15 protein-coding genes are annotated in these 12313 nt (G+C 69.6%); 4 read left to right on the forward strand and 11 right to left on the reverse strand.

Annotated elements, in window-relative coordinates; translation table 11 throughout:
- Positions 1-95: 95 nt before the first annotated feature.
- Positions 96-485 (reverse strand): DUF6264 family protein, encoded by a 390-nt coding sequence (locus tag OVA26_RS15255; protein WP_268104712.1) that lies wholly within the window; start codon positions 483-485, stop codon positions 96-98.
- A gap of 59 nt (positions 486-544) precedes the next feature.
- Here OVA26_RS15255 and aspS point away from each other — a divergent pair, with 59 nt between their 5' ends.
- Together aspS and OVA26_RS15265 are read left to right on the forward strand one after the other, a co-directional pair.
- Complete coding sequence (gene aspS, locus OVA26_RS15260; RefSeq protein ID WP_056224215.1) at positions 545-1882, forward strand: aspartate--tRNA(Asn) ligase; 1338 nt, start codon at positions 545-547, stop codon at positions 1880-1882.
- A 75-nt stretch (positions 1883-1957) separates the two neighbouring features.
- Positions 1958-3022: an ABC transporter ATP-binding protein gene (locus tag OVA26_RS15265; RefSeq protein ID WP_268104714.1), complete on the forward strand. Its 1065-nt coding sequence runs from the start codon at positions 1958-1960 to the stop codon at positions 3020-3022.
- 39 nt (positions 3023-3061) lie between these two features.
- On the opposite strand, the gene OVA26_RS15270 is transcribed toward OVA26_RS15265, so the two are convergent.
- From OVA26_RS15270 to OVA26_RS15305, 8 genes are all read right to left on the reverse strand, one after another.
- Positions 3062-5056, reverse strand: a complete 1995-nt coding sequence (locus tag OVA26_RS15270; protein WP_268104715.1) for a hypothetical protein — start codon at positions 5054-5056, stop codon at positions 3062-3064.
- Positions 5053-6825, reverse strand: a complete 1773-nt coding sequence (locus OVA26_RS15275) for a S53 family peptidase (protein WP_268104716.1) — start codon at positions 6823-6825, stop codon at positions 5053-5055. The genes OVA26_RS15270 and OVA26_RS15275 overlap by 4 nt, the downstream gene beginning before the upstream one ends.
- 108 nt (positions 6826-6933) lie before the next feature.
- On the reverse strand, positions 6934-7236 hold the full coding sequence (locus tag OVA26_RS15280) for a Dabb family protein (protein ID WP_268104717.1): 303 nt from the start codon (positions 7234-7236) through the stop codon (positions 6934-6936).
- Complete coding sequence (locus tag OVA26_RS15285; protein ID WP_268104718.1) at positions 7233-7511, reverse strand: glutaredoxin family protein; 279 nt, start codon at positions 7509-7511, stop codon at positions 7233-7235. The genes OVA26_RS15280 and OVA26_RS15285 overlap by 4 nt, the downstream gene beginning before the upstream one ends.
- Positions 7512-7577: 66 nt before the next feature.
- Entirely contained in the window at positions 7578-7871 is a 294-nt protein-coding gene (locus OVA26_RS15290; RefSeq protein WP_268104719.1) for a rhodanese-like domain-containing protein, read from the reverse strand.
- Between the two features lie 108 nt (positions 7872-7979).
- Complete coding sequence (locus tag OVA26_RS15295; protein ID WP_003792170.1) at positions 7980-8078, reverse strand: 30S ribosomal protein bS22; 99 nt, start codon at positions 8076-8078, stop codon at positions 7980-7982.
- Positions 8079-8160: 82 nt separating this feature from the next.
- On the reverse strand, positions 8161-8352 hold the full coding sequence (locus OVA26_RS15300; RefSeq protein ID WP_056224003.1) for a helix-turn-helix domain-containing protein: 192 nt from the start codon (positions 8350-8352) through the stop codon (positions 8161-8163).
- 138 nt (positions 8353-8490) lie between these two features.
- Positions 8491-8886 carry an ArsR/SmtB family transcription factor gene (locus OVA26_RS15305; RefSeq protein ID WP_268104721.1) on the reverse strand — a complete coding sequence of 132 codons (396 nt, stop codon included), beginning with the start codon at positions 8884-8886 and terminating at the stop codon, positions 8491-8493.
- 68 nt (positions 8887-8954) lie between these two features.
- Here OVA26_RS15305 and OVA26_RS15310 point away from each other — a divergent pair, with 68 nt between their 5' ends.
- Together OVA26_RS15310 and OVA26_RS15315 are read left to right on the forward strand one after the other, a co-directional pair.
- Entirely contained in the window at positions 8955-10397 is a 1443-nt protein-coding gene (locus tag OVA26_RS15310) for a TrkH family potassium uptake protein (protein WP_056224007.1), read from the forward strand.
- Positions 10390-11061: a potassium channel family protein gene (locus tag OVA26_RS15315; protein WP_056224009.1), complete on the forward strand. Its 672-nt coding sequence runs from the start codon at positions 10390-10392 to the stop codon at positions 11059-11061. The genes OVA26_RS15310 and OVA26_RS15315 overlap by 8 nt, the downstream gene beginning before the upstream one ends.
- Positions 11062-11071: 10 nt before the next feature.
- Here OVA26_RS15315 and OVA26_RS15320 read toward each other — a convergent pair whose 3' ends face one another.
- The gene (locus OVA26_RS15320; protein WP_268104722.1) at positions 11072-11359 is read right to left on the reverse strand and encodes a DUF1905 domain-containing protein; all 288 of its coding nucleotides are present in this window, start codon (positions 11357-11359) and stop codon (positions 11072-11074) included.
- Positions 11360-11361: 2 nt separating this feature from the next.
- Positions 11362-12207 (reverse strand): pyrroline-5-carboxylate reductase, encoded by an 846-nt coding sequence (proC, locus tag OVA26_RS15325; RefSeq protein WP_268104723.1) that lies wholly within the window; start codon positions 12205-12207, stop codon positions 11362-11364.
- Positions 12208-12313: the final 106 nt, after the last annotated feature.

Below are 12313 nucleotides of genomic sequence, written 5' to 3' on the forward strand. Positions count from 1 at the left end.
GCCTTCGCGCTCGGTGATCGGCCGCCCGGTGCGGACGCCCGCTCTCAGGGTAGGTTGCGAACCCTCGCCCTAGCTGGGGGTTGCCCCCGAGCGGATCAGGATGCCGAGACCCCCGCGCCGACGAGCGCGGCCGCGACGAACCACACGGCGGCGATCGTCACGACGGTCACGAGCGGAACCCAGAAGGCGAGGCGGTGACGAACGAGTCGCATGATGGAGATGACGACACCGATGATCAGCACGACCCAGGGTGAGACGACCGCGGTCCAGAAGCCGATGTTCATCAGTCCCGTGTCGCAGGTGACCGACCCGCACGCGTCCGCGGCGTAGACGAGGAGCACTCCGGCGTAGGACGCGGCGAGCGCCAGCAGGGGGAGCAGGACGAGCAGCACGATCGTGAGGGCGACATCCCATCCGCGGGTCCTGCGCGCCGTCGGTTCCGGCCGCAGGGTCCGGAACGACTCGGGCGGCATCGAGAAGGTCACGCCCCCATCGTAGGTTCGCGCCCGGTTCGGTGCGGACCACGCACGTAGACTGGTCGATCGTGAGCGAACGCGTCCTGGTCAACCAGCTGAAGTCCCTGCCCGCCGGCCCCGTCGAGGTGTCGGGATGGGTCGAAACCGTGCGCGACCAGAAGAAGGTGCAGTTCGTCGTCCTCCGCGACGAGACCGGCGCCGTTCAGCTCGTGAACCCGGCGACCCGCCCCTCCGAAGAGACGGAGCAGGATGCCGCCGCCCTCGCCCTCACCGAGACGATCGGCGCCCTCGCGACGGGCACGTTCCTCACCGTGCGCGGCGAGCTCAAGCATGACGAGCGTGTGAAGCTCGGCGGGGTCGAGATCAAGGTCGGCGAGCTCGAGATCGCGGCCGCGGCCAACCCCGAGACCCCCATCGCCGCCGACAGCAGCCCCGACAAGCGCATGGACTGGCGCTTCATCGACCTTCGCCAGCGTCGTAACAACCTCATCTTCCGCGTGCAGACCACGCTCGAGCACGCCATGCGCACCTACTGGGTCGAGCGCGACTACATCGAGGTGCACTCCCCGAAGCTCATGGCATCCCCCTCGGAGTCCAACGCGGAGCTGTTCGAGGTGCCCTACTTCGAGGACAAGACGGCCTACCTCGCGCAGAGCCCGCAGTTCTTCAAGCAGATGGCCCAGGTCGCCGGCTTCGGCAAGATCTTCGAGATCGCCCCGGCCTTCCGCGCCGACCCTTCCTTCACCAGCCGTCACGCCACCGAGTTCACTTCGATCGACGCCGAGATCAGCTGGATCGATTCGCACGAAGACGTGGCGCGCATGCAGGAGGAACTGCTGCACACCGCGTTCCAGGCGGTCGCCGACAAGCACGGCGACGAGATCCGCGAGCTCTTCGGCGTCGAGGTCGAGGTGCCCGCGATTCCGTTCCCGCGCATTCCGCTCGCCGAGGCCCGCGAGATCGTCGCCGCCCGCGGGTATGACATCCCCCGTACCGACGGCGACCTCGACCCCGAGGGCGAGCGTCAGATCGCCGCGCACGTGCGCGAGACCTTCGGCCACCCCTTCGTCTTCATCACGGACTACCACCCCGAGATCCGCGCTTTCTACCACATGCGCGACGAAGAGACCGGGCTCACCAAGTCGTACGACCTGCTCTTCAACGGCGTCGAGATCACCACGGGCGCACAGCGCGAGCACCGCGTGGACGTGCTGATCGAACAGGCCAAAGAGAAGGGTCTCGACCCCGAGCACCTCGACTTCTACCTCGACTTCTTCCGCTTCGGCGCTCCGCCGCACGGCGGGTTCGGCATGGGGCTCGCGCGCATCCTGATGCTGATGCTCGGCGAGTCGTCGATCCGCGAGGTCACGTTCCTCTTCCGCGGTCCCACCCGTCTCGCCCCGTAAAAGGTTCGAGTGAGCGACGCCCGGGGTTCACCCCCCGGGCGTTCGTGCGTCATGCGTCCTTCCTACCGTGGGCGAATGGTCGCCGTCATCCCCGTGGATCCCCCACCCGCCGGGGAGCGACCGCGCGCGGGCTGGTCCATCGCCCTCCACGACGTCACGCGCGAGCGCGCCGGGGTGCCGATCCTCCGCGACATCGATCTCGAGGTGGCTCCGGGCACCCTCGTCGCCCTCGTCGGTCCGTCGGGCTGCGGAGCGTCGACCCTGCTGCGCGTGGTGAGCGGTTCGGAACGACCGGATGCCGGCACCGTCCTCGTCGAAGGACGCTCGGGCGCCGCGGCACCCCGCATTCCGGAGGTCCGCGACCGCACCCCTGTGGCGCGGTTCGGACGCGTCCGGGCGGCGATCGTCGCGGCCTCGCGGCACGCCGGCGACGTCGACCCCGACGGCGAGGCCGATCGACTGCTGGACCTCGTGGGACTCGGCACCGCGGACAAGAGCGTGCACCGGCTGTCGCACGGCGACCGGCAACGGTGGGCTCTCGCTCGCGCGCTCGCCTCTCACCCGCGGGCCCTCGTGCTCGACGACGCCCTCGCGGCCCTTCACACGACGGCTCGCGCCGAGACGCGAGACCGACTCGTCCGGGAGCTCCGCGAGCGCGGCGTCACGACGCTCTGGGCGACGCGCGACACCGCCGAGGCCGCGGCGGTCGCCGATCACCTCGTCGTCATGGACCAGGGTCGCATCGTCGCCGCGGGCTGCCCGGACGAGGTGTACTCCCGGATTGCGGACACCGCCGTCGCCGAGGTCCTCGGACCGGTGAGCGCCGTACCCGGAATCGTCGAGGGCCTCACCGTCGAGGTGTGGGGTCAGGAGCTCCCGCTCGCGGAGTCCGCGCACGACGGTCACTGCGAGGTCGTCGTGCGCCCCGAGAACGTCCTCCTCGTCGGACCCGACTCCCCCGGCGTCGACGGAGTGGTCGAGGAGTCGACCTTCCTCGGCAGCGTCCGCCGCTCGACGGTGCTCACGAGCGACGGCAGTCGCGTCGTCGTCGAGCACGCGCCCGGGCAGCGTCTCGGCGACCGTGACCCCGTGCGTCTCGCTCTCGCGATCGTGCCGGCCGCGGTTCGCCCGATTCACTGAGTGGGCAGGGGCTCCGGGACGCACCCGGAGCCCCTCCCTTCACTCGCGCCGTGTGCGACGGCGTCGGGTGAAGACGATCAGGACGGCACCGCCGACCGCCGCGAACAGACCCGCGCCGATCAGCCCGGGGAGCGCCGACACATCCGCGCCGGTTCTCGCCAGAGGACCAGACGTCGATGCTGCGCCCCCGCCGGCGACGCGCACGTCGTCCCTGCCGATCGGACCGGGGGAGAGCTGTTCCGAAGACGAGCCCCCCGACGGCTGCGGCTGCAGGGCGGGCGACGTGCCGCCTCCCGGATCCGGCGACTGCTGCGGAGCGTCGGCCGTGACGACGCCGACCCGCACGAACGCGCCGAGGCCGCGACGGTCATCCACCTCGAGGGCGACGGCGGTCTGCGCCTGCCCGTCGACCGATTGCGTGTTCAGCGTGATCACCGCCGTGCGCCCCGCGACGGCGAAGCGGGTTCCGGCCGCCACCGCCCCCGCCGGAACCGCCTGCCCGGCCACTGTTCCACCCCCGGTGGTCAGCGTCGTCCCGACCGACGTGACCTCGAGGCGCACGTTTCGCAGCGACACCTCCATCGCCGTTCCGGGATAGAGGACGAGGTCGTCCACTCCGACCGAGGCCGCCGCATCGGAGCTGGCGGTCGCGACGCCGCGGACGGAGATCTGCCCGGCGTACCCGTCGGTCACCGTCTGCGCGTCGGCGCCGCCGAATGCGACATGCGCGATCTTCGTCTCCCCGGGCGCCGCGACGAAAGCCGGGGCGATCGCCGAGGGACCGGTGGCGTCGACCGCGAAGGCGTATCGCGCGGGCAGCGGCGGCGCGGTGGTCTTCGTCGGCTCGGGCGTAGGGGTGGATCCACCCGCCGAGGCAGACCACCGCACGACCCCGAGGCTGACCGCGGGGTATGCCCCGGTGAGGTCTTCGTAGCGCAGCGCGGTGATCACCACGCTGCCGTCGCTCTGCGCGACGCGCTCGTTCAGGTGCACGCGCACGCGCGGTGCGCCCGTGGCATCCACGCCCGTGTAGAGGTCGGTTCCCGTGTTGATCCAGATGCCGTTGACGAAGACCGCGGATCCGGTGTCGGCGAAGGTCACGCGTGATGAGCCGTCGGCGTCCACGGTGAGACGCAGGCCGTAGACACGCAGGGCCGACCACATGTACTCGCCCACCGACGAGGTGTCCGGCACCTGACGGAATGATCCCACCGAGACCGCGCTCGATCCGTCCGCCGAATGCGCGACGGACACATCCGAGCCCGTCGACGCGGGAGCGGTTCCGCTCACCGTCTGCGCGGAGACCGACCCCTCGGCCTCCAGGTGCGGGGCTCCCGGGATGAGGGCAGCACCGCTGGGCGACGTGACGGTGACTCCCGAGACCAGGGCGGGCGACGCCGGAACCGTCGGAGCACAGGCGACGACGCCGAGACGTACACGCCAGATCTCGGACCAGCCCGCTTCCGCCTCGATCCGCAGGGCCGTCACCTGGGCGCGACCGCGGTCGACGGCGCGCTCCCCCACGATGAGTCGCGTCGAGCCCCACGTGTCTGAGGTGGGTAAAGCGACGGTGTACCCTGCCGAGAGCTTCGCCGCGTTCAGGACGTTCTTGCCGTCGACGGTCAGGGTGTCGAACGTCACCGACGTGCTTCCATCCGTCCCGCAGCTGGCGCGGAGCCCGGTGAAGGCGATCGGGACGCGATCACGCAGCTGAAACAGTCCGCTCTCGATCGTCGCCTGCGCGCCGTCGGAAGCTGCTCGGGCGGTCAGACCCGTTGAACGGGTGGTGTTGAGCTTGAGCACATCGCCGGTCTGAGCGAGAGAGTCCTCGACCGTGGCTCCCCTTGTCCATTCGCTCAGGGGGGCGGGCTGCTGGAGCTCGCCGCCGTCGGCATCGAGCATCTGGATGCCGGAGGCCGAGGTCGAGGGGATCGTCGCTGCCGCGTTCGCGGGGACGGCCCCGGCGACGACGGCGGCCGTCACGACCGCGCCGGCGAGGAGGGCGACGAATCGGGTAAGAGGACGCGAGATCACTGGTCTGCTCCGAATCGGTCGAGGAAGTCTGCGCCGTTCGGGATGCCGACGCCGGTCACCGGGTCCCACCCGGTGGTCGATTGGAGGGACTGCGGACGCGTATCCCACAGGTAGAGGGTCTCGAGCCAGAGCTGACCGGTGCCCTTGTCGCGGCGGTACCAGGTACCGGCGGACGCGGGCACGATGTCACGGATCGCGCTCGAGCCGGACAGCCGGTAGAGGAAGGGCGCGGCGAGGCCGACTCTCACCCCCGTGCGCGCCTTCGCGATGGCCACCATGCTCGCTACCATCGGCGTGGCCAGGCTCGTCCCCCCGTGAGCTTCGTACGACACCGCCCCGTCGCGCGGAACGGCCACGGTGAAGCCCGTGTTGGGGTCGGCCAGCGACGCGACGTCGGGGACGAGACGCCCCGATCCGGAGTGGGCGATGCGGTCGCTCTGCCAGCTGGGGCGCGGGTAGAAGGCCGACTCTCCGCCCCCGGCCCCGTAGAGGAAGCCCGGCGGGATGATGCCCCCGTTCTGCGCGAAGCGGGTCTGCACCTCCCATCCGGACTCGACGGCGATGCCGTTGTCGGCGTCGAGGCCGATGCTGGCTCCGCCCACCGCGGTGACGTACGGGCTCGAGGCCGGGGTCGCCACGTCGGTCTCGTCGTGGTGGTCGCCGGCGAGGGAGTAATCGCCGTCGTTGCCGCTCGAGGCGAATACCGACACTCCCCGGGACGCGGCTTCGACGAGGACGCGATTCAGGAGAGTGCGGTCGGCGTCGGTGTCGAGCTCCTCCGGGCCGCCGAATGACAGTGACACCACACTCGGGGTGGTGGGGGCTTCGACCGCGTCGAGGACGCGCAGATAGAGCGTCGCTGCGAGGCAGTCATCGGCACCCCAGTAGACGATGTCGGCGTCCGGCGCCATCGCGCGCACCGCCTGCACGTCGAGGTGCTGCTCGACGGTCCATGCCGACGGACCCCCGCACCGGGTGACGTTGGGATTCGCGGGCGCATGGTGGGTGTACTGGCCGTCGCGCAGCGTCGACAGGCCTTCCCGGGCGAAATACGTGTCGGTGTTGGCGGCGACCGTATCGTCGTCGAAGACTCCGACGATCGCCACCGTCGCGCCTGCGCCGCGTGCGTCGGCGGGGAGTCGGTGAACGGCTCGGAGCTGCGTGGGCCCGTACCCGCACAGCGCGTTGGAGCGATGCTCGACCTGAACCGACGAGGGCCATGACGACGAGAGCGTCTGCCCCCAGTACGCGGCGCAGTCGTCGCCTCGCACGGGCGCGGGGTCCACGCTGGGGTTCATGGCATCGGTGTCGACGAGGCCGGCGACGGACTCGATGGCGCTTCCCTCGCGGGGGACGGACAGATCACGGGTGGGAGCGACGGCCGCGCGCCCGTCCACGGTCGTCTGACCGAACGCGGTGTCGAACGCCGACGCGAACGCCGATGCCGACCCGGTCACCGAGAGCGCGCGGATGCTCTCGCGGTCGCGGACGACATCGATCCCGACGGCCTGGAGCCACGAGCGCGCCGCGCTCACCTCCGCGGGGGTTGCCGAGTCGGCGAGGAGGACGGTGGCCGACAGGCGTGCATCGAGGGCGACCTCGGGGGCGGCTGATGCCCATCCGGGAGCAGTGGCGGCGAGGGTTCGTCGCCCGTCGGTGGGGCCGGCCGGCGCTGCGGGCGGGGCGCTGCAGGCGGTGGAGAGGGTTGCCGCTGCGATCAACAGGGCGGCCAGGGAAGTCGTCTGTCGACGACGGAGGCGTGCGGGCATGGACAGCTTTCTCGGTCGGGGGCTCAGGTGAACCGATCGAGAGCTTATCGATAATGAGAACCGTTATCATAAACGGGTGACAAAAAGCGGCTCGGGAGCCCATGCGACTCAGAACGGGTAGTCGACCGAAGAGCGCTCCGCCACGACGGAGCGGACGAACGCCGCAGCCTCCTGGTGAGCGGGGTGCACCTGGTAACGCTCGAGCGCATCGACGTCGGCGAACTCGCTGACCAGAGCGACGTCCCAGTTCGACTGCGGGTTCACGATGTTGCGCCCCACCTCGATGTGCTGGATCTCGTCGATCACGGGGGCGAGGGCGAGCAGGCGCTCGGCGATCTGCTCGGCGTGCAGGGCACGCGTGTCGGCGTCGTCGGCCGACAGCTTCCACAGAACGATGTGACGGATGCTCACGCGGAGGCTCCTTGGGTGTCTGCCGCGAGGAGAGCGGCGCGAAGTCGGTCGGCGGACACGCGCCAGTGGGCGTGCAGTTCGCCGTCGATGAGGACGACCGGGATCTTCTCCCACCACTTCTCGTAGAGGGCGGCGTCGGCGGCGATCGAGGCCTGTTCGATGGTGACGCGGTCACCGGCACCCTCGGGGAGCTCGGCGACGACGGTCTCCACGATCTGCTCCGCCACGTCGCAGAGGTGGCAGTCGGGCTTACCGATCAGCGTGAGGGTCGTCACACTCCCCATCCTAGGAGGCGGGGGAACGACGGGCCGCGGCGTGCGGCGCGTGTGTCCGCGGACCGATCAGGACTCGACGTCGTATCCCGCGGCGATCCAGTCGCCCGTGCCGCCCTCGACGTTCGTGGCGTCGTGGCCGCGCGCCGAGAGCGCCTCGACGACCCGCGCCGAGCGCCCGCCGGCCTGGCAGATGACGTCGAAGGGCTCACCCGGGAGCTCGTCGAGGTGCTCGCCGATCGTCGACATCGGCAGGTTCACCGCGCCGGGAACGTGCCCTGCGGCGAACTCGTGCTCCTCGCGCACGTCGATCAGGGGGCGCTCGCGCCCCGCGTGCAGATCGTGGACCGAGATGGACTGCATGCTTTCCTCCGAGGAAGGCGGACGATACGGTTCAGCGGCGCGAGATCGTCGCGCCGGATACACGAAGCGCCCGTCACGATTCGGACAGGCGCTCGGTGTGGTGGCCGCTTACTTCTTGTTGCGGCGCTGGTGACGAGTCTTGCGAAGCAGCTTGCGGTGCTTCTTCTTCGCCATGCGCTTACGGCGCTTCTTGATGACAGAACCCACGGAAAACCTCACTAAGTCGGGGTCTGGGTGCCGATTTCGGCCCCCGGGAACAGCAGGCGTTGGAAAAAAGCCTCGGATCAGTCTAGCCGACGTCGGACACCGGTCGTTGCACGGCTTCGGCGACCGCCGATTCCGGCACCCGGTAACTGCGTCCGAAGCGCACCGCCGGCAATTCTCCCGCGTGCACGAGACGGTACACCGTCATCTTCGACACGCGCATGAGCTCTGCGACCTCAGCGACCGTCAAGAACCGCACGTCCGGCAGCTCGGCCATCGCTCACCCCTCGTTCCGGGTGAACTCACCCTCCTGATGCTGTGCACACTCTAGGGTCTGGCCGGGACGGCTGTAAACCTATGTGCCCACTGTGACGAATGATTCATGGATGCCGGAAATGCGCGGCATCCGTCGTCGTCATCGCCCCGGGAGCTTGCGGAACGCGGTCGAGAAGGAGTGCTTCACCGATGCGGCGGCGCGCCCCACCACCTCGGCGGCGTGCATCGCGGATTCGGGGAGCGCGGGCTCGGTGTCGTCGTCGATCGAGAAGAACGGCACGAGCCAGTCGTCGACCTCGTCGAGGGGCGCGACCGCGAGGCTGTAGTAACGGTGCTGGCCCTCTTCGCGGACCGAGACGAGCTCCGCCTCGCGCAGCACCTTGAGGTGCTTGGAGACGGTGGGTTGACTCACCCCGAGGGCTGCGACGATCTGCGACACGCTCGTTCCGCGTTCGCCACCGGTCGCCCGGTCGAGGAGCAGCTGAAGGATGTCGCGACGCGTTCCGTCAGCGATCACGTCGAAGATGTCCGCCATGGCATCAGATTAGCGGCGCCCCGGCCCGAGTACCATGATTCGGGTTCGGGCACCGAAGGGAGCGGCGCATGGCGGCGACGCCGAACGAGGCTCGACTGGCCGTGCGACTGCGTCGCATCGCCTACGAGGCATGGGATCGTCTGCGCAACCTGACGACCGCCTCACCCGCGCGATTCGCGGTGCTCGTGTTCGTCACGCTCATCGCGCTGTTCACCGCGCTGTTCTCGCTGCCCGCGGCGTCTGCGACGGGCGAACGCATCGCCTTCGCCGACGCTCTGTTCACCGCGGTGTCCACGATCTGCGTGACGGGCCTGTCGACGCTGAACATGTACTCCGACTTCTCGCCCTTGGGGCGCGTCATCACCTACATCGGCGTCAACGTCGGCGCCCTGGGTGTCCTGACCCTCGCCTCGATCCTCGGCCTGGTCATCTCGAAACGCCTCGGGCTGCGCGCCAAGCTGATCGCCGCGGGCGACAGCAACCCCCTGCGGGTCCACGGCGGGCCGGTGAACGAGGGCCAGACCGTCCGGCTCGGCGAGGTCGGCCAGCTGCTGCGGACGGTGGCCCTGTCCACCCTGGTCATCGAGGCGGGCTTGACCGTCCTCATCTACCCCTCGCTCATCATCGGCGGGATCAATCCGCTCGTGGCCCTGTGGGAGGCGCCGTACTACGCGGCGATGGCGTTCACGAACACCGGCTTCGTCCCCAACGCTGACGGCCTCACGCCGTTCGCGCAGGACTACTACCTGCTCACCGTGCTGATGGCCGGGGTCTTCCTCGGCTCGATCGGATTCCCGGTCATCTTCACGCTGTGGCGCCACTATTGGCGGTTCCGCCTGTGGTCGCTGCACGCGAAGCTCACGATCATCACCACGGTCGTGCTGTTCTTCGCCGGTGCCGGCGTCATTCTGCTGTTGGAATACGACAACCCCCTCACATTCGGAAGCATGGATGCGTGGGACACCACGTTCCAGGCCTTCTTCCTCTCGGCGATGACACGGTCGGGCGGATTCAGCGTCATCAACATCGGCGATCTCAACGGCGCCACCCTCATCGTCGGTTCGATGCTCATGTTCGTCGGCGGCGGTTCGGCCTCCACCGCGGGCGGCATCAAGGTCACAACGCTGGCGGTCCTCGCCCTCGCCGTGTTCTCGGAGGCAAAGGGGCGCCCGTCGGTGCAGGCGTTCGGCCGCCGCATCCCGAGCGACGTGCAGCGCGTCGCGCTCTCCGTCGTCGCGTGGGGGGCCACGATCGTCGCGATCTCGACCGTGACCATCAGCCGGATCACCGATGCTCCGATCGAACACGTGCTCTTCGACGTCGTCTCGGCCTTCGCCACGGTAGGCCTGTCGACGGGGCTCACCGCCGAGCTTCCCGAAGCCGCCAAGTACGTCATGGCCGCCACGATGTTCATGGGGCGCATTGGTACAGTGACACTCGCTGCGGCAGTGGCTGCGTCCTCCCGGTCGCAGCTGTACGCGCTCCCCGTGGAAAGGCCCATCGTTGGTTGAACGCATCCGCAGTGACGCCCCCGTCCTGGTGATCGGCCTCGGGCGCTTCGGCGCCGCGTGCGCGGGTGAACTGGACCGACTCGACCGCGAGGTGCTCGCCGTCGACGGCAACCTCGAGCTCGTCCAGAAGTGGTCGGAGCGCGTCACGCACGCCGTGCAGGCCGACGCCCGCAACATCGACGCCCTCCGCCAGATCGGCGCCCAGGACTTCCAGGTCGCCGTCGTCGCGGTCGGCTCGCTCATCGAGGCGTCGGTTCTCATCACGGCCAACCTCGTCGACCTCAAGGTGCCGCAGATCTGGGCGAAGGCCGTGTCGCAGTCGCACGGCAAGATCCTCGCCCGCGTCGGTGCGAACCACGTGATCTACCCCGAAGCCGAAGCCGGAGAACGCGTCGCCCACCTCGTGAGCGGCCGCATGCTCGACTTCATCCGCTTCGACGACGACTTCGTGCTGGCCAAGATGTACCCGCCCAAGCTCGTTCGCGGAGTGGGTCTGAACGAGTCGGGCGTCCGCTCGAAGTACAACGTCACGGTGGTCGGGGTGAAGAGCCCGGGCCGTCCGTTCCGCTACGCGGAGGCGAACACGGTCGTCACCAACCACGACCTCATCATCGTGTCGGGCACGAACTCCGACATCGAGCGCTTCGCCTCGCTCGACCGCTGAGTCAACGCGCTCAGGCGTCGATGTCCAGGGTCAGCTCGACCTCGTCGTCGACACCGAGGCCCTCGGCATCCTGCAGTGCTTTCTTCACCGGCACCACGTACCCGCCGTCCTTCGGCCAGAGCGAGGTGGTCACGGTGGTGCGGCCGATCGTGACGGATGCGGGGATCATCCCCCACCCGTAGGTGACGACCGTGGCGACCTCGGCGATCATCGCCGCCTCCGCCGCGGGCACCGAGACGAAATGGAACGGCGCGGGGCCGCGCCAGTACCAGATCGTCCCGGTGAACCGCAGGCGCATGGTCAGTTGCCCGCGGCCAGTTCTTTCGCCCGGGCGAGGGCTGCTTCGGCGGCGGTGGTGAAGGTGTCGTCGAGACGAGCGCCCTGCAGGACGGCGACGGCGCGCTCGGTGGTGCCCTTCGGGCTGGTCACGCGGCGGCGGAGCTCGGCGGGATCCACCTCTGCGGATGCCATGAGCGCGGTCGCTCCGATGAAGGTCTGCTCCGCGAGCAGACGCGCCTGATCATCGTCGAACCCCATCCGCACGGCGGCCTTGGTGAACTCCTCGACGAGCAGGAAGACATAGGCGGGACCGGAGCCCGAGATGGTCGAGAGGGCGTCGATCTGCGACTCGGGGACTTCGAGCACCGAACCCACGGTCTCGAAGAGGGCTCGGACCACCGCGACGTCGTCGGCGGACGCCGCGGACCCGGCGGCGAGACCCGTCACGCCCCGGCCGACGAGCGAGGGGGTGTTCGGCATCGAGCGCAGGGTGGAGACGCCCTCGCCGAGGTGAGCAGCGAACGTGTCGAGGGTGACTCCCGCCGCCAGGCTCACCACGATCGCACCGGGTCGCAGGTGCGGGGCGATCTCGTCGAGCAGGTCGGGCACCATCGCGGGCTTCACGCCCACCAGCACGATGTCGGCGGCGGACGCGGCGTCGGTGTTGCCCGCGGGATTGACCGCGAGCGCGACACTGGTCACCCCGTCGAGCTCGGCGAGCTCGGCGGCCTTGGCGACGGAGCGGTTGGTGGCCGTCACCCCGCCCTCGGTCAGCCCCGCGGCGACGAGGCCGCGGAGGATCGCTCCTCCCATGGAACCGGCTCCGAGGATCGCGATCGGGGGCAGCGAGGTCGTGGCATCCGTCATACGGCACAGTTTACGAACCCGTCGCCGATAGCGGGGGCAAGCCTGAGTGCGACCGATAGGGGCGCGCGTTAGAGTCGGAAAACGGTGTGCCGGAGCACCGGCGAGC

It is taken from the genome of Microbacterium sp. SL62, assembly GCF_026672635.1.
GTDB lineage: Bacteria > Actinomycetota > Actinomycetes > Actinomycetales > Microbacteriaceae > Microbacterium > Microbacterium testaceum_A.